Genomic DNA, 14584 nt, shown 5'->3' on the forward strand with positions numbered 1-14584 from the left:
GGCTGCAATCTTCAACCATATCTTGTATGTAGAAGTTGTGCTTTCACAATATCCTGAACCGCGTCAGATATTTTGCTGAACGTCAGTTGCCGCGCCTTGAATGGCATCACCTGCTTTTTCGATATCTTTGCCAGCACCTTTGGCAGTCTCGCACGCGGCGAGAGAAAACAGTGCCAACCCTACCAGAATTGCTCGGATCATCAGTACCTCCATTTGATGTTCTAAGCATGGCCTAGCAGTTTTTATTTGCTGGAACCAGTATTTTACCGCGCTGACACGGGGCATAGAAACACGAAGCTGCAGACCAAATAGACCGCATGGATTGCGAAGGCAGGGTGTGGCCGCACCAACGTTAGAATGTTCGGGTCGGAAAGACTGGAACAACGCGTCTGGTGCGGTGGAAAGATAAACGAAATCAGTCCTTTTGGTCGCCGCAGAACAACTCGTACACCACTTCAAGCATACGGCGCGGTCTGTCGTCAGCAAGTCGGTAGTAAATAGCCTTGCCTTCGCGTCGCGGAATCACAAGGCCTTCCAGACGAAGGCGGGACAGCTGCTGCGAGACAGCCGCCTGCCGCGCGGAAAGTAGGTCCTCAAGCTCGGTCACGGATTTTTCGCCAGAGACCAGATGGCACAAGATCATCAATCGGCCTTCGTGACTGATCGCCTTGAGGAAATTCGATGCGCGGGTCGCATTTCCCGCCATCCGATCGAAATCGTCAGACGTCATATTCTGTGAAATCTGAGGCAATGCCATTGGTGTTTTCCTTTTGAGCCCTGGTGTCGGGGAACTTTTGTGAGTGTTTCGCTAAAGCGGTTCGCATTGCTACACGTTCTGCGCATGAATTTCCATATGCATGGATCAAAATGACGTGATGCGAAAAGGGGAACTTACAAACAAGCGCGTCAAACCAGGCCTTGACCGCTGTTGTTTCTGTGCGTTCGACATCAGACTATCCCCCTATTGTGGGCGGTTGGAGCGCGATCTGTTGTGCCCCCCTTGCAGCCCCCCCGTGGCGACACTAAGACTCGGGTAACGTTTCTTCGGGTAATGTCCCGATCCATAGCAAAACAGGCAGGTTCTCATGTTCGATCCCGTTGACACCTATATGAATACGCTCGTTCCCATGGTCGTCGAGCAGACCAGCCGGGGTGAACGCGCGTATGATATTTTCTCGCGCCTTCTGAAAGAGCGGATCATTTTCATCAACGGTCCGATCCACGACGGGATGAGCCACCTGATCGTCGCGCAATTGCTGCATCTTGAGGCGGAAAATCCGAACAAAGAAATCTCGATCTATATCAACTCGCCCGGTGGCGTCGTCACCAGCGGTTTGTCGATTTACGATACAATGCAGTATATCAAGCCGAAATGTTCCACATTGGTGATCGGTCAGGCGGCCTCGATGGGGTCGGTTTTGTTGGCCGGGGGCGAGAAGGGAATGCGTTTCTCGCTGCCCAACAGCCGGATCATGGTGCACCAGCCCAGCGGCGGCTATCAGGGTCAGGCCAGCGACATCATGATTCACGCGGCCGAGACGCAAAAACTGAAGGATCGCCTTTATGACATATACGTGCGTCATACCGGCCAGACCAAAAAGGCGGTTGAAAAAGCGCTGGATCGTGACAATTTCATGAGCCCGGAAGAGGCGAAGGACTGGGGTCACATCGACGAAATCGTCGAAAATCGCGCCAAAATGGATGGTGACGAGGCCTAAGAATATCTCCCCACGTCTTGGGCGTGGGGACCATTTTTGAGATTGTAGCCGCCCCGGTGGTGGCCTAAGCTGCACCAACATGTGGCATGCGCGGTTCCACACAGACCGCAGGGACGAAGCCCGAAAGGTAGAACATGGCGACGAATTCAGGCGGTGACGGCAAAAACACGCTCTACTGCAGCTTCTGCGGCAAGAGCCAGCATGAGGTGCGCAAGCTGATTGCCGGCCCGACCGTTTTCATCTGCGATGAATGCGTCGAGCTGTGTATGGACATCATCCGCGAAGAGACGAAGGCCAGCGGCCTGAAATCCAGCGATGGCGTTCCAACACCCAAAGACATTTGTGAAGTGCTGGACGATTACGTAATCGGTCAGGCCACCGCCAAACGGGTTCTGTCGGTTGCGGTGCACAACCACTACAAACGTCTGAACCATGCCCAAAAGGCAGGCAGCGATATTGAGCTGGCCAAGTCCAACATTCTGCTGATCGGTCCGACCGGCTGCGGTAAGACGCTGCTGGCGCAGACGCTGGCGCGTATTCTGGATGTGCCGTTCACCATGGCAGACGCAACCACACTGACCGAAGCCGGGTATGTGGGTGAGGATGTTGAAAACATCATCCTCAAGCTGCTGCAGTCCAGCGAATACAATGTCGAACGCGCGCAGCGCGGCATCGTCTATATCGACGAGGTCGACAAGATCACCCGCAAATCCGAAAACCCGTCCATTACGCGTGACGTGTCGGGCGAGGGTGTACAGCAGGCGCTGCTGAAGCTGATGGAAGGCACCGTGGCCAGTGTACCGCCGCAGGGCGGGCGCAAGCATCCGCAGCAGGAATTCTTGCAAGTGGATACCACGAACATCCTTTTCATCTGCGGTGGTGCTTTTGCAGGTCTGGATAAGATCATCGCGCAACGCGGCAAAGGCTCGGCCATGGGCTTTGGTGCCGACGTGCGGGACAATGATGAACGTGGCGTGGGTGAGATTTTCAAGGATCTCGAGCCCGAGGATCTGCTGCGGTTCGGCCTGATTCCGGAATTCGTTGGTCGTCTGCCGGTTCTGGCAACGCTGGAGGATCTGGACGAAGATGCACTGGTCACAATCCTGACCAAACCCAAGAACGCTCTGGTCAAGCAGTACCAGCGCCTGTTCGAATTAGAAGACGCCGAGCTGGCATTTACTGATGATGCGCTGAAGTCGATCGCCAAGAAGGCCATCGAACGCAAAACCGGCGCGCGCGGGCTGCGCTCGATCCTCGAGGATATCCTTCTGGACACCATGTTCGAACTTCCGGGCATGAAGAACGTAACCGAAGTGGTGGTGAACGAAGAAGCGGTGTCGTCTGACAAGCAACCACTGATCATCTATGCGGATGCCGCGGAATCAGCTTCGGCAGGGTAAGGCACAACAAGAATTACCAAGACGGCGCGGGATTGACCGCGCCGTTTTCTTTTGGAGGGAAGCATGAAAATCAGGCGCATTTCATCTGGCGGAGAATTCGAGGCCAAAATCGGCTATTGTCGTGCTGTGGTTGCAAATGGTTTCGTCTTTGTCGCCGGGACTTGCGCCCAAGGTGACAACGTGCCGGAGGACATTGTAGGGCAGTGCAAGTCGTCCTTGGAGGCGATTGGAAAAGCGCTGGCCGAGGCTGGAGTCGGTTTTGCGGACGTAGTTCGGGTCAATTACTATTTGCCGGACATGAATGAGTTCGAACTTTGCTGGCCGTTGTTGGTAGAATCTTTTGGTGACAACCCACCGGCAGCGACGGTGATCGAATGCAATCTCATAACACCCGAGGACCGCATCGAAATCGAAGTGACCGCGGCTCTGCCGCAATAGAGGGTGCGGTTTTTGTGACACTGGACCTTAGCCCGCCTTTGGTCCATATCTGCGGGTACAGAAATGCCGGAGGCAGCTGATGGGAATCCTAAACAGTCTTTTGCGGGCCGTGACCTGGTGGAACGGATCCACATTGAACACGCAGATTTACACATCGCGTAAGGGTATCAAGGTCGGTGAAGACGACGAAGGCAACGTGTTCTATCACAATGCAGACGACAGCAGACGCTGGGTTATTTTCAATGGTGAGGCCGAGGCAAGCCGAGTTGACCCCGATTGGCATGGCTGGCTGCACCGCACCTGGGATGAGCCGCCGACGGACAAACCGCTGAAACACAAATCCTGGGAAAAACCGCATCAGGAAAACCTGACAGGCTCTGCTTTGGCTTATGCGCCGGCAGGTTCTTTGCGCCGCCCGGACCCGGTCGAGCGTAAGGACTACGAAGCCTGGAGCCCGGAATAACACGAGGCGAGCAATGTCGAGTTATAACGCAACCGAAGTTCTGGTCGGTGGGGCCGTTTTGGCCTGTGCCGTCGCCTTTGGCGTATATGCCAGTCAGTCCACCGGTCTGTCGCAAAGCAGTGGCGGCTATGAACTAGGCGCCTCTTTTCGTTCCTTAGAAGGGGTAGGCGTCGGCACCGACGTACGCCTTGCGGGTGTCAAGATCGGCACTGTAACCGGTGTGGACCTTAATCCCGAAACCTATCGCGCCGATACCACCTTCTCGATCTCTGACGGGATTCTGGTGCCGGACGACAGCGCGATTGTCATCTCATCCGAAGGGCTGCTGGGCGGCAACTTTGTCGAGGTCATGCCGGGTGGTTCGCCGTTCTACCTTGAAGCGGGCGATCAAGTCGAAGATACGCAAGGTGCCGTCAGTCTGATTTCCCTGCTGGTCAAGTTTGTGGCCGGGGACGGAAGCGAATGAAGCGATTTGCCCTGATTGCAGCGTTGCTGGCCGCGACGGGGGCCACGGCCCAGCAAAAAGCCCAATCCGGTCCTGGCGCAATGCTGCGTGGTCTGGACAAGGTCAGCGGTCAGACCGTCGATGTTGAAATGCGGAATGGTCAGACACTGCCGGTTTTTGGGTTGGATGTGGCCTTGGGCGATTGCCGCTATCCAGCGGACAACCCGACCGGTGATGCGTTTGCCTACCTGACGATCTGGGAAAAAGGCAGGACAGATCAACTGTTTGACGGCTGGATGATTGCCACGTCTCCCGCGCTGAACGCGCTGGACCATGCGCGTTATGACGTCTGGGTGATGCGCTGTATCACTGCGTCGGGTGACTGAGGCACTGCTGCCTCGAAATCCGCACTGGCATTGATCGCCTCTTCAAGCGCGTTCCGATATTGCGTGCGCGGAATTTCGATCGCCCCCAGAGACGCCAGATGAGCGGTCAGAAATTGCGTATCAAACAGCCGAAATCCGGTTTGGCGCAAGCGGTCCACAAGATAGGCCAGCGCTATTTTCGAGGCATCCTTTCGACGGGAAAACATGCTTTCGCCGAAAAACGCCGCACCCAGCGTAACGCCATAAACGCCGCCGACCAGTGCGTCCTCATCCCAGACCTCCAGCGAATGGGCCCGGCCCGCGAGGTGGAGTTGCTGATAAAGGTGGCGCAATTCTGCATTGATCCAGGTGTCTGCCCGATCAGCGCAGCCATCGACCACTCCGGCAAAATCGCGGTTGATGCTGATGGAAAAGCCGGACTTTCGAATGCGGCGTGCGAGGCTGCGCGAGATATGAAAGCCATCTAACGGAAAAACGCCACGAAATTTGGGATCGACCCAAAACAGTTCCGGGTCATCGCGGTGTTCGGCCATCGGGAAAATTCCAATGGAATAGCCGTGTAGCAAAAGTTCAGGGGTCAGGCTCATGCGCGATACCCGGGGACCAGAGCGCAAGTGCCCTCTGGTCCCTTGGTTTTATTGGGCCATATTCGCCGCAAGCCAGTGTTCCAGCCAATGAATGTTGTAATCACCGTTGTGGATTTCCGGCTCTTGCAGCAATGCATGGAACAGCGGCACGGTTGTATCGATACCGTCCACGATCAGTTCGCCCAATGCGCGATCTAGTCGTGCCAGCGCCTCGGCCCGGTCGCGGCCATGTACGATCAGCTTGGCAATCAGCGAGTCGTAATAGGGTGGAATCGAATACCCATCATACAGCGCCGAATCCATCCGCACACCCAGACCGCCGGGGGCATGAAAGGCCGATATTCTGCCCGGGCAGGGTGAGAAGTTCGGCAGCTTTTCTGCATTGATCCGGACCTCGATGGCGTGGCCGTTGATCACAAGATCATCCTGACCAAACGACATCGCTTCTCCAGCTGCGACGAGAATTTGTTCGCGCACCAGATCGACGCCAAAGATGCCTTCGGTCACCGGGTGTTCCACCTGCAGGCGGGTGTTCATCTCGATGAAGTAGAACTCGCCGTTCTCATACAAGAACTCGATGGTTCCGGCGCCGATATAGTTGATCTTGGCCACGGCGTCCGCGCAGATTTTACCGATCTTGGCGCGCTCTTCCGGGGTGATGCTGGGGCCGGGTGCCTCTTCAAACACCTTCTGGTGGCGGCGCTGTAGTGAGCAGTCGCGTTCGCCCAGATGTACAGCCTTGCCCTTGCCGTCGCCAAAGACCTGGATCTCAATATGGCGGGGAGTGGTCAGGTATTTCTCGATATAGACCTCGTCATTGCCAAAGGCGGCTTTGCCCTCGGCGCGCGCGGTCATAAATGCGCTTTCCATCTCATCCGCGCTCATCGCGACTTTCATGCCGCGACCGCCGCCGCCAGCGGTGGCTTTGATGATGACGGGATAACCAAATTCCTCGCCGATTTTCTTGGCCGCCTCCAGATCGGGCACGCCGCCGTCGGAACCTGGAACGCAAGGCACACCCAGTGCTTTCATCGTGTCCTTGGCGGTGATCTTGTCGCCCATGACACGGATGTGCTCGGCGGTGGGGCCGATAAAGGTGATGCCGTGATCTTCGACGATCTGCACGAATTCGGCATTCTCGGACAGGAAGCCATAGCCGGGGTGGATCGCTTGTGCCCCAGTGATTTCACAAGCCGAGATGATCGCGGGCACCGACAAGTAGCTTTGCGGGCTGGGCGGAGGGCCGATGCAGACCGATTCGTCCGCCATGCGCACATGCATCGCGTCGCTATCGGCGGTGGAATGGACGGCGACCGTCTTAATCCCCATCTCGCGGGCAGCGCGGATGACCCGCAGGGCGATCTCGCCTCGGTTGGCAATCAGGATCTTGTCGAACATGGGACCGCCTTACTCAACGATGACCAGAGGGGTGCCGAATTCCACCGCATCACCGTCACCGACCAGAATGCGTTTGATGGTTCCGGATTTGGGCGCGTGAATGTGGTTCATGGTTTTCATCGCTTCGACAATCAGCAGAGTGTCGCCTTCGGACACCGATGCGCCGACGCTGATGAAGGACGGTGCGCCCGGTTCGGGCTGCATATAAACGGTTCCTACCATGGGCGAGGTGACAGCGCCCGGGTGGCTGGCCGGATCTTCCTGTGCCGCCGGAGCTTCGACAGGTGCAGCGGCCGCTGCTACGGGTGCTGGTGCCGCTGCCGGTACGGCCATCTGAACAGGGGCGGGCGCGACCTGCGACATGCGGCTGACGCGGACATTCAAACTGTCGTCGTCACCATATTCGCGCATGACTTCCAGTTCGGTCAGGTCATTTTCGCGCAGCAGTTCGGCCAGTGCCTTGATGAATGCCACATCCGCTTCGTGTTTGGTATCTGTCATGAGTGTCCTCGACGGTTCCCCTTTGGCCCGTCTGTTCTCGCGGGCTTTGGTCTGATTACGCAGCGTTATAAGCTATGCGCACGGTCATGAAAAGCGCAGTCTCGGCATGTCAGATGGGGGTTTTGCCCAATATTTCGAGGGGGAAACGGATTAAAGGGGCATGCCTGAGAGTTTTGCCACAAGTTCCGGTAGTTTGCGTGCGCCGAACTTCTCTAGCAAACGGGCCCGGTAAGCCTCGATCGTGCGATAACTCAGCCCCAGCTCGACGCCGATTTCCTTGGCGGACAGACCGCGGCAGGACATGATCGCAACTTCGCGTTCGCGGGTTGTCAATTCGACCAGCGGGCGGTCTTCTGAGATGTCGGAAAAGCTCCAGATGCCATGGCGAAACGGGTCGTCCGGCGTCAGGGATCGTCCGCGTGCACGGCACCAGAACAAGTCCCCGTCGCGTCGGCGCATGACCCGTTCGTCTGTGTAATATCCTGTGTCCTGCATCGCTTTAAGGCCTCGCTGTCCGATCCTCTCCCAATCCGCGACCGACGGGTAGAGGTGCAGCAGAGGCATATTGCGATACTCTGCCTCCTCGCCGCCAAAGGTGCGGGCGAATTGCAGATTGCAGCGTCGGATGATGCGGTTTTCCAACTCGACCAATCCGATGGGGGCATATTCGAAAGCTGGATCGCTCATCCGGCTATCGTGCAAGGAATTCGGGAAAATTAGAAGAGGGTGGATGCAGATTTGGCACCGATTGCCGGGGTGGAAGGTAAGGGCCATCCGTAATCACAGCTGTGAATGCTGTAAACGGACTATGAAAATTGGCCTTTAAGCTGTAGAAATTTAATGGGAGTTTTGAAAAGGCTGGAGCAAACTGGGTGATGGAACATGCGCGACACGCTGACAGGTAGCCGCATTCGCGAGCGACGCCAAATCTCAGGTTTGCGGCAGGCCGAGCTTGCGCGGCAGGTTGGGATCTCGGCGTCTTACTTGAATCTGATCGAACACAATCGCCGTCGGATCGGGGGCAAGCTGCTGGTGGATATCGCCAATGCGCTGTCTGTTGAGCCTTCGCTGCTCACCCAAGGGATTGAGGCTACGCTGATTTCGGCGCTGCGCGAGGCTGGTGCAGATGCGGTTGGACAGCAGGCCGAAGTGGATGCGCTGGAAGAGTTCGCAGGCCGGTTTCCCGGATGGGCCGGAGTTCTGGCGCAGATGCATCGCCGGGTCGTCTCGCTTGAGCGCACGGTCGAAACCCTGTCCGATCGGCTGACACATGACCCACATCTTGCCGCGTCGATGCACGAGGTGCTGTCCACGGCCGCCGCGATCCGATCAACGGCCGCGATTCTGGCCGACACGCAGGAAATCGAGCCCGAGTGGCGTGATCGGTTCCACCGTAACCTGCACCAGGACGCCGAACGGCTGGCCGACAGTTCCAAGTCTCTGGTGGCGTATCTGGATGATTCTGACGCGGCCGACGACCGTCGTGGTGTGCCCTCGGAGGATGCTGAAGCGTTTTTTCAGGCCAACAGCCACCATTTCCCGCAAATCGAAGCAGGTGGAAGCGGTGCGGACATTGACCTGAGCGCGATTGAATCGGCAGCAGCGCGAACTGTGACCAAGGGATATCTGGATACCTACGCCGCAGATGTCAGAGCCATGCCCCTGGACGACGTGCAGCAGGCTCTGACCGAGGCTGAACCGGACCCGCTGGCTCTGGCCGCACGGTTTTCAGTAGATATCCCGACAGTCCTGCGGCGGCTGGCGACATTGCCCGAAGGATATCTGGGGCGGCCCACCGGGCTGGTGGTCTGTGACGCGTCGGGCAGTATCCTGTTCAGCAAATCCGTGCCTGGCTTCGCCATGCCCCGCTTTGGCGAAGCCTGCCCGTTCTGGCCCATCTTTCAGGCTCTGAACAGACCATTGGTTCCGATCCGCAAACGCGTTGTGCAATTGGGGCGAACGGCGGCCGAGTTCGACTGCTATGCCTACGCGTGGCCGCAGGCGGTTTCAGGATATGACGATGCGCCCGCCTATCATTCAGTCATGCTTGTCCGAGCGGTGGAAGAGGGGGCTCCGAGCGCGCAATCCGTGACCCGGGTCGGCCCAAGCTGCCGGGTTTGCCCGAATGACGCCTGTGCATCGCGCCGCGAGCCGTCGATTTTAAGCGAAGGTTTTTGACAGTTTCCTGACAGAGGGCTTAAGCTGATGCCGACAGGTTCACAGACGGAATCTGTCACGGGGAGGGATGAAACATATGAGCCGTAAGGTTCTGTTAATTGAGGATGAGCCTAACATCGCTGAGGCCATTCGATTTTTGCTGACCCGCGAGGGATGGCATGTTGAAACGCACGCAGAAGGGGCGGATGCGATAGAAGTCATCCAGGGCGCAAATCCTGATCTGGTCATACTGGACGTTATGCTGCCCGGCAAAAGCGGGATGGAGATTTTGCGCAACCTGCGCCAGCTTGAGGGCATGCAGCATTTGCCCGTTTTGATGCTGACCGCGCGCGGGCAATCGCGCGACCGGGAAATGGCCGAAAATGCCGGGGTCAGCCGCTTTATGACCAAGCCGTTTTCCAACGCCGAAGTGCTGACAGCGGTGCGAGACCTGCACGCGCAGGCAACACGGTCATGAACTCGGGCGAAGATCGTACGCCCAAAGGGGTCCGGCCTTCGCTATTTCTCGAGCGTCAGAGCTATCGCCGCCGCAGGTTGATGGATGCCGCGCGCTTACTGCCTATTCTGGGGGCCGCTCTTGTTGCCATTCCCCTGCTGTGGCCAAGCCAAGGCTCATCTGAAGACGGTGTGCCGCTGTCTTCAGCAATTCTGTATATCTTCACGTGCTGGGCATTGCTGCTCCTAATCAGTCTGATCTTTGGATTTGCAGCCAGACGAATGATTGTAAGTGACGATGCCGAGGCAGAGTCGGATTGATGGCCACACTAAACGTTCTGATCCTGGTTTGCCTCGGCTATGTCGTGCTGTTGTTCGGGGTGGCTTTTGTCGCTGACCGGATGGCGGCCGCCGGCCGAGGGGCGTGGTTGCGGTCTCCGCTGATCTATACATTGTCACTGTCGATCTATTGCACGGCGTGGACCTTTTATGGCGCGGTCGGAAACGCTGCGCGGTCCGGGTTAGAGTTCGTCACGATTTACCTTGGGCCGACGCTGGTGATGCTCAGCTGGTGGTGGGGGTTGCGCAAGCTCGTGCGGGTAGGCCGCACCCAGCGGGTAACCTCCATCGCGGACCTGATTTCGTCGCGATACGGAAAATCCAACACGCTGGCCATTTGCGTGACCATTCTGGCCGTTTTGGGTGGAACGCCTTACATCGCGTTGCAGCTGCAATCCATTACCCTATCTTTTTCCATCTTTGCCGAGGCCGATCCCTCGGGCCTCTACCGAGAAGGTTCCAGTGTGTTTTGGGTAGCTGCGGGCCTGGCGGTGTTTGCAATCCTGTTTGGTACTCGAAACCTGGATGCGAATGAGCGTCACCACGGCGTGGTCACCGCCATTGCGTTGGAATCGGTCGTCAAACTGTTTGCCTTGCTTGCGGTTGGTGTCTTCGTGGTTTGGGGCGTTGCGGGTGGGATTGGCCCGATGATGGATCGCATCGATGCCTCGGAAATCGGGCAATGGAACGTGGATGCCGGACGTTGGACGACCTTCATTTTCCTCTCGGCCGCCGCATTCATCTGTTTACCGCGGATGTTTCAGGTGATGGTGGTAGAGAACGCGGATGAGGGGCACCTCAGAACCGCTGCCTGGGCTTTCCCGTTATATCTGCTGTTGATGAGCCTGTTTGTGGTGCCCATCGCCGTCGTGGGGCTGGATTTGATGCCCGAAGGCTCGAACCCTGACCTGTTTGTGCTGACGGTGCCCTTGTCGCAGGGGAACGACTGGCTGGCGATGCTGTCGTTTATCGGCGGGTTTTCCTCGGCCACGTCCATGGTCATCGTGACGGCAATGGCGCTGTCGACCATGGTGTCGAACCATCTGGTCATGCCGATCTGGCTAAGCACGCAAGGGGGCGCGGGTTCAGTCTCGGGGGACGTGCGCAACGTGGTGCTGATGGCGCGGCGCGTGTCCATCGCGGTCATCATGGCGCTAGGTTACTATTATTACCGCTTGTCGGGCGGTGGGGCGGCGCTGGCGTCGATCGGGCTGGTGGCCTTTGCGGGCATTTCCCAGATCCTGCCAGCGCTGGTTGGTGGGTTGTTCTGGCGCGGGGCCACGCGCACCGGAGCGCTCGTTGGGCTGACGGTTGGATTCGTGCTGTGGATCTACACCTTGTTACTGCCGGGGATGGGGGGCGCGATAATGCCCGACTCGGTACTGCAAAACGGCCCCTTCGGGTGGGGCTGGTTGCGGCCGAGGGCCCTGTTCGGGATCGAAGGAATGGACCCCATGGTCCACTCGGTCATGTGGTCATTGGCGTTGAACACGGCTGCGTTCTGCGCTGCGTCCTTGCTGAGTTTCCCAAGCCCGTTGGAGCGTCTGCAGGGCGCGCAGTTCGTCAATGTTTTTGACCACTCGGTCTCACCTGCTGGCTGGACCGGGTCGGTGGCGCAAAGCGAAGACCTGATGATCATGACACAGCGCATTCTGGGCTCTGGCCCGGCGCAGGAGTTCTTTCAGCACGAGGCCGAAGCACAGGGTGGACGGACAAGCCTGCCGGAGCCCACGCCGGGATTTTTGGAAAGACTGGAACGTGAACTCAGCGGCTCGGTCGGCGCGGCCACGGCCCATGCGATGATCGGGCAAATTGTCGGTGGATCGTCCGTTTCGGTTGAGGACTTGCTTGCGGTGGCTGACGAGTCGGCGGAACTGTTGGAGTATTCCAGCCAGCTTGAGGCCAAATCCGCCGAGCTCAGCCGTACCGCGCGCCAATTGCGGGAGGCGAATACCAAGCTGACACAGATCTCGGAACAAAAAGACGGGTTCCTCAGTCAGGTCAGCCATGAACTTCGGACGCCGATGACCTCAATCCGAGCCTTTTCCGAGATCATGCGCGATACGGACGGTCTGAGCGCCGAAGAGCAAACGCGCTATGCCGCGATTATCCATGATGAGGCGCTACGGCTGACTCGCCTGCTGGACGATTTGCTGGACCTGAGCGTTCTGGAAAGTGGTCGTGTGAGCCTGAATATGGGTGGGGATACCCTTGGTTCGATCCTGGATCGGGCGGTCTCAAGCGCATTGGCGGGGTCACATCCAAAACTCAGGATTCGCCGCTCGCGACCGTCCGAGCGTATTCCGCTGAACACTGATCTTGATCGGTTGGGGCAGGTCTTTATCAATCTGATTTCGAACGCGCAGAAATATTGCGACGCGGATGAACCCGTTCTGACCATTTCGGCCCATGATGTCGGGGGGCAGCTCGTCATTGATTTCACCGATAACGGCAGTGGCATCCCACCCGAAGCGCAATCGATGGTGTTCGAAAAGTTTGCCCGAGTCGGTGGGGACAAGGCGGGTGGCGCTGGTCTGGGGCTGGCGATCTGCCGCGAGATCATGCAGCGTCTGGGCGGCGAGATCAGTTATCTTCCCGGGCAGGGCGGCGCGGCCTTTCGCGTCCGCCTTCCGTTGGCGCACCGGCAAGCTGCGCAATAATGCGAACATAAAGACATTGGTAACCCGCCTCGGGTTAGACCGGATACCAGGTTTAGAAACTCAAATCGGTATCGGGCATGACGCAGTCTGTCAGCACAGCTTTGGCGCGCAAACTTTCGGCAGGACAAGAGGAACAAGGTGAAAAGCCGCGTTCCGTTCTTCGTGCCCTTCGACTGGCCTTTGCGCGAACGGCAGGGGATCAGTTCCAGCTGCCGTTATCGGTGATCGGTGCAAGGCAGTCTCTCAAAGCTCAGGACACGCTGGCTGAGGTGGTTGATGCGAACTGGATGCTGTTACGCCTTGGCAACGCGGATGGGATGTCCGCTGCGATCTGCGTGGATATGGGGGTCGTGTCAGCGGTCGTGCAGGTTCAGACAATTGGTGAAGTTGTGCCGAGCCCGCCAACAGCACGGGAGTACACAGATACGGATGCAGCAATGGTGGCCCCGCTGGTCGAAGACGCTTTGACCAGGGCCGTCGCGCTGGTCGATACAGCCGCCGATCAATCCAGTCTTGCCGGTTATGAATTCCGGGCACGGCTGGCAGATCTGTGTTCTTTGTCGCTGGCTATGGTCGAAGACGCATATCGCGTGTTTGAACTGACGGTAGAACTTGGCGGTGGGCTGCGACAGGGGCAGATCACAGTCGTGTTGCCCGATACACCGGCAGAGCAGAGGGCCGATGATGAAATCCAAGTTGCTGCCGGCCCGAAGCTTGAGCAAGCGTCGGGGGTTGTCCGGGCCGAATTGAATACGGTGATCGGCAGGATGTCAGTTCCATTGGCAACCCTGTCCAGGCTGTCAGTTGGGGACGTTCTACCGTTGACCGGATCACGGCTGGATCGTGCGGAAATCCTGACAATTGGTCGAACGCGGGCTGCAATTGGGCGTTTGGGACAATGCGGAGGGATGCGCGCAGTACGGTTGAACGAATGTGCTTCGGCTGCAGCGTTGGAGCAAGCTGAAATGCCTGAGTTTCTGGAAGCGCGAAGCAACGCGCCTGTGCCGGACGCTCTGAAAGATCCGATGCCACCCAACCCGTCACATGAAGTCGTGCCAATAGATTCAGTGGTATTGAACGAATTGGAGGGCGATCTGGGCTTTGGCAGCCCGGATCAGATGGCGGCTGAAATTTCGCAACTGGCAGGTCTGACGGGATTGGACGACGTTCCCGACCCAACCTAACCTGAGTGCCAAAGGTCCTTAGCCGTCAGAACCGCGCATATGCTCCAGCGCGGGGCGCAGGTTGTCCAGCATATAACCCGCCTTGGTTGTGGCCTCGAGGATCTCATCCGCGCTCATGTGGTCGCACTGGCCCAAAGCCCAAACCACCGAACAGCGGGTGCCCGACGCGCAATAGGCTAAAACGGGGCCAGAGCAGCTTTCGGCCAATTCTCGTTGCAGGGCGACATTGCCAGGCGTCATGGTCTGGTGGGTCAGTTCCAGAACCTCATATTCCATCCCGGCCGCCCGGACAGCCTGTCCGATTGCATTCGACTGCATGGTTGGTGGAACTTCCGTATTGGGACGGTTGCAGATGACCTTAACGAAACCTGCTGCGGCGATGGCTGGGACGTCCTCGACCGTGATTTGGGGCGAGACGGCATAGCGGGGGGTTATTGGTCGAATCTCCATGG

18 protein-coding genes are annotated in these 14584 nt (G+C 57.9%); 11 read left to right on the plus strand and 7 right to left on the minus strand.

Annotated elements, in window-relative coordinates:
- Positions 1-63 precede the first annotated feature (63 nt).
- Together AC2FGC_RS12200 and AC2FGC_RS12205 are read right to left on the minus strand one after the other, a co-directional pair.
- Positions 64-201, minus strand: a complete 138-nt coding sequence (locus AC2FGC_RS12200; RefSeq protein WP_199913560.1) for an entericidin A/B family lipoprotein — start codon at positions 199-201, stop codon at positions 64-66.
- Between the two features lie 214 nt (positions 202-415).
- Entirely contained in the window at positions 416-757 is a 342-nt protein-coding gene (locus AC2FGC_RS12205) for an ArsR/SmtB family transcription factor (protein WP_108861784.1), read from the minus strand.
- Positions 758-1085: 328 nt separating this feature from the next.
- On the opposite strand from AC2FGC_RS12205, the gene AC2FGC_RS12210 reads away from it, so the two are divergent.
- From AC2FGC_RS12210 to AC2FGC_RS12235, 6 genes are all read left to right on the plus strand, one after another.
- Positions 1086-1718, plus strand: coding sequence for an ATP-dependent Clp protease proteolytic subunit (locus AC2FGC_RS12210; protein ID WP_108861785.1), 633 nt, complete (start codon positions 1086-1088; stop codon positions 1716-1718).
- A 134-nt stretch (positions 1719-1852) separates the two neighbouring features.
- Positions 1853-3118 (plus strand): ATP-dependent Clp protease ATP-binding subunit ClpX, encoded by a 1266-nt coding sequence (clpX, locus tag AC2FGC_RS12215; RefSeq protein WP_058272201.1) that lies wholly within the window; start codon positions 1853-1855, stop codon positions 3116-3118.
- Between the two features lie 63 nt (positions 3119-3181).
- Positions 3182-3556: a RidA family protein gene (locus AC2FGC_RS12220; protein ID WP_496726056.1), complete on the plus strand. Its 375-nt coding sequence runs from the start codon at positions 3182-3184 to the stop codon at positions 3554-3556.
- A gap of 79 nt (positions 3557-3635) precedes the next feature.
- Positions 3636-4019, plus strand: a complete 384-nt coding sequence (locus AC2FGC_RS12225; RefSeq protein ID WP_058272199.1) for an NADH:ubiquinone oxidoreductase subunit NDUFA12 — start codon at positions 3636-3638, stop codon at positions 4017-4019.
- A gap of 13 nt (positions 4020-4032) precedes the next feature.
- On the plus strand, positions 4033-4485 hold the full coding sequence (gene mlaD / locus AC2FGC_RS12230) for an outer membrane lipid asymmetry maintenance protein MlaD (RefSeq protein WP_496726057.1): 453 nt from the start codon (positions 4033-4035) through the stop codon (positions 4483-4485).
- Complete coding sequence (locus tag AC2FGC_RS12235; RefSeq protein ID WP_058277011.1) at positions 4482-4850, plus strand: DUF2155 domain-containing protein; 369 nt, start codon at positions 4482-4484, stop codon at positions 4848-4850. Before mlaD ends, AC2FGC_RS12235 begins: the two co-directional genes overlap by 4 nt.
- On the opposite strand, the gene aat is transcribed toward AC2FGC_RS12235, so the two are convergent.
- The 4 genes from aat to AC2FGC_RS12255 form a co-directional block, all read right to left on the minus strand.
- Positions 4805-5437, minus strand: coding sequence for a leucyl/phenylalanyl-tRNA--protein transferase (gene aat / locus AC2FGC_RS12240; RefSeq protein WP_496726058.1), 633 nt, complete (start codon positions 5435-5437; stop codon positions 4805-4807). The genes AC2FGC_RS12235 and aat overlap by 46 nt on opposite strands.
- Positions 5438-5485: 48 nt before the next feature.
- On the minus strand, positions 5486-6835 hold the full coding sequence (accC, locus tag AC2FGC_RS12245) for an acetyl-CoA carboxylase biotin carboxylase subunit (RefSeq protein ID WP_496780235.1): 1350 nt from the start codon (positions 6833-6835) through the stop codon (positions 5486-5488).
- 9 nt (positions 6836-6844) lie between these two features.
- Entirely contained in the window at positions 6845-7336 is a 492-nt protein-coding gene (gene accB / locus AC2FGC_RS12250) for an acetyl-CoA carboxylase biotin carboxyl carrier protein (RefSeq protein WP_058272194.1), read from the minus strand.
- Between the two features lie 150 nt (positions 7337-7486).
- Positions 7487-8023: a LuxR C-terminal-related transcriptional regulator gene (locus AC2FGC_RS12255; protein WP_058272193.1), complete on the minus strand. Its 537-nt coding sequence runs from the start codon at positions 8021-8023 to the stop codon at positions 7487-7489.
- 195 nt (positions 8024-8218) lie between these two features.
- On the opposite strand from AC2FGC_RS12255, the gene AC2FGC_RS12260 reads away from it, so the two are divergent.
- The 5 genes from AC2FGC_RS12260 (at position 8219) to AC2FGC_RS12280 (ending at position 14132) form a co-directional block, all read left to right on the plus strand.
- Complete coding sequence (locus AC2FGC_RS12260; protein ID WP_496726061.1) at positions 8219-9514, plus strand: helix-turn-helix domain-containing protein; 1296 nt, start codon at positions 8219-8221, stop codon at positions 9512-9514.
- 76 nt (positions 9515-9590) lie between these two features.
- Complete coding sequence (locus tag AC2FGC_RS12265) at positions 9591-9971, plus strand: response regulator transcription factor (protein WP_496726062.1); 381 nt, start codon at positions 9591-9593, stop codon at positions 9969-9971.
- Complete coding sequence (locus tag AC2FGC_RS12270; protein ID WP_496726063.1) at positions 9968-10270, plus strand: hypothetical protein; 303 nt, start codon at positions 9968-9970, stop codon at positions 10268-10270. The genes AC2FGC_RS12265 and AC2FGC_RS12270 overlap by 4 nt, the downstream gene beginning before the upstream one ends.
- Positions 10270-12948: an ATP-binding protein gene (locus tag AC2FGC_RS12275; protein ID WP_496782462.1), complete on the plus strand. Its 2679-nt coding sequence runs from the start codon at positions 10270-10272 to the stop codon at positions 12946-12948. The genes AC2FGC_RS12270 and AC2FGC_RS12275 overlap by 1 nt, the downstream gene beginning before the upstream one ends.
- A gap of 77 nt (positions 12949-13025) precedes the next feature.
- Positions 13026-14132 carry a flagellar motor switch protein FliM gene (locus AC2FGC_RS12280; protein ID WP_496782463.1) on the plus strand — a complete coding sequence of 369 codons (1107 nt, stop codon included), beginning with the start codon at positions 13026-13028 and terminating at the stop codon, positions 14130-14132.
- An 18-nt stretch (positions 14133-14150) separates the two neighbouring features.
- Here AC2FGC_RS12280 and AC2FGC_RS12285 read toward each other — a convergent pair whose 3' ends face one another.
- Complete coding sequence (locus tag AC2FGC_RS12285; RefSeq protein WP_496782465.1) at positions 14151-14582, minus strand: protein tyrosine phosphatase family protein; 432 nt, start codon at positions 14580-14582, stop codon at positions 14151-14153.
- Positions 14583-14584 lie beyond the last annotated feature (2 nt).

The organism is Ruegeria sp. CDSC054 (assembly GCF_059610645.1).

Excerpts from the sequence above, each read along its gene's own strand:
- accB (WP_058272194.1), bottom strand. The coding sequence starts at position 7,336 with ATGACAGATACCAAACACGAAGCGGATGTGGCATTCATCAAGGCACTG.
- AC2FGC_RS12225 (WP_058272199.1), top strand. The coding sequence starts at position 3,636 with ATGGGAATCCTAAACAGTCTTTTGCGGGCCGTGACCTGGTGGAACGGA.
- AC2FGC_RS12235 (WP_058277011.1), top strand. The coding sequence starts at position 4,482 with ATGAAGCGATTTGCCCTGATTGCAGCGTTGCTGGCCGCGACGGGGGCC.
- AC2FGC_RS12220 (WP_496726056.1), top strand. The coding sequence starts at position 3,182 with ATGAAAATCAGGCGCATTTCATCTGGCGGAGAATTCGAGGCCAAAATC.
- aat (WP_496726058.1), bottom strand. The coding sequence starts at position 5,437 with ATGAGCCTGACCCCTGAACTTTTGCTACACGGCTATTCCATTGGAATT.
- AC2FGC_RS12255 (WP_058272193.1), bottom strand. The coding sequence starts at position 8,023 with ATGAGCGATCCAGCTTTCGAATATGCCCCCATCGGATTGGTCGAGTTG.
- AC2FGC_RS12285 (WP_496782465.1), bottom strand. The coding sequence starts at position 14,582 with ATGGAGATTCGACCAATAACCCCCCGCTATGCCGTCTCGCCCCAAATC.
- AC2FGC_RS12210 (WP_108861785.1), top strand. The coding sequence starts at position 1,086 with ATGTTCGATCCCGTTGACACCTATATGAATACGCTCGTTCCCATGGTC.
- AC2FGC_RS12280 (WP_496782463.1), top strand. The coding sequence starts at position 13,026 with ATGACGCAGTCTGTCAGCACAGCTTTGGCGCGCAAACTTTCGGCAGGA.
- AC2FGC_RS12270 (WP_496726063.1), top strand. The coding sequence starts at position 9,968 with ATGAACTCGGGCGAAGATCGTACGCCCAAAGGGGTCCGGCCTTCGCTA.
- AC2FGC_RS12260 (WP_496726061.1), top strand. The coding sequence starts at position 8,219 with ATGCGCGACACGCTGACAGGTAGCCGCATTCGCGAGCGACGCCAAATC.
- AC2FGC_RS12265 (WP_496726062.1), top strand. The coding sequence starts at position 9,591 with ATGAGCCGTAAGGTTCTGTTAATTGAGGATGAGCCTAACATCGCTGAG.
- AC2FGC_RS12200 (WP_199913560.1), bottom strand. The coding sequence starts at position 201 with ATGATCCGAGCAATTCTGGTAGGGTTGGCACTGTTTTCTCTCGCCGCG.
- mlaD (WP_496726057.1), top strand. The coding sequence starts at position 4,033 with ATGTCGAGTTATAACGCAACCGAAGTTCTGGTCGGTGGGGCCGTTTTG.
- clpX (WP_058272201.1), top strand. The coding sequence starts at position 1,853 with ATGGCGACGAATTCAGGCGGTGACGGCAAAAACACGCTCTACTGCAGC.
- accC (WP_496780235.1), bottom strand. The coding sequence starts at position 6,835 with ATGTTCGACAAGATCCTGATTGCCAACCGAGGCGAGATCGCCCTGCGG.
- AC2FGC_RS12275 (WP_496782462.1), top strand. The coding sequence starts at position 10,270 with ATGGCCACACTAAACGTTCTGATCCTGGTTTGCCTCGGCTATGTCGTG.
- AC2FGC_RS12205 (WP_108861784.1), bottom strand. The coding sequence starts at position 757 with ATGGCATTGCCTCAGATTTCACAGAATATGACGTCTGACGATTTCGAT.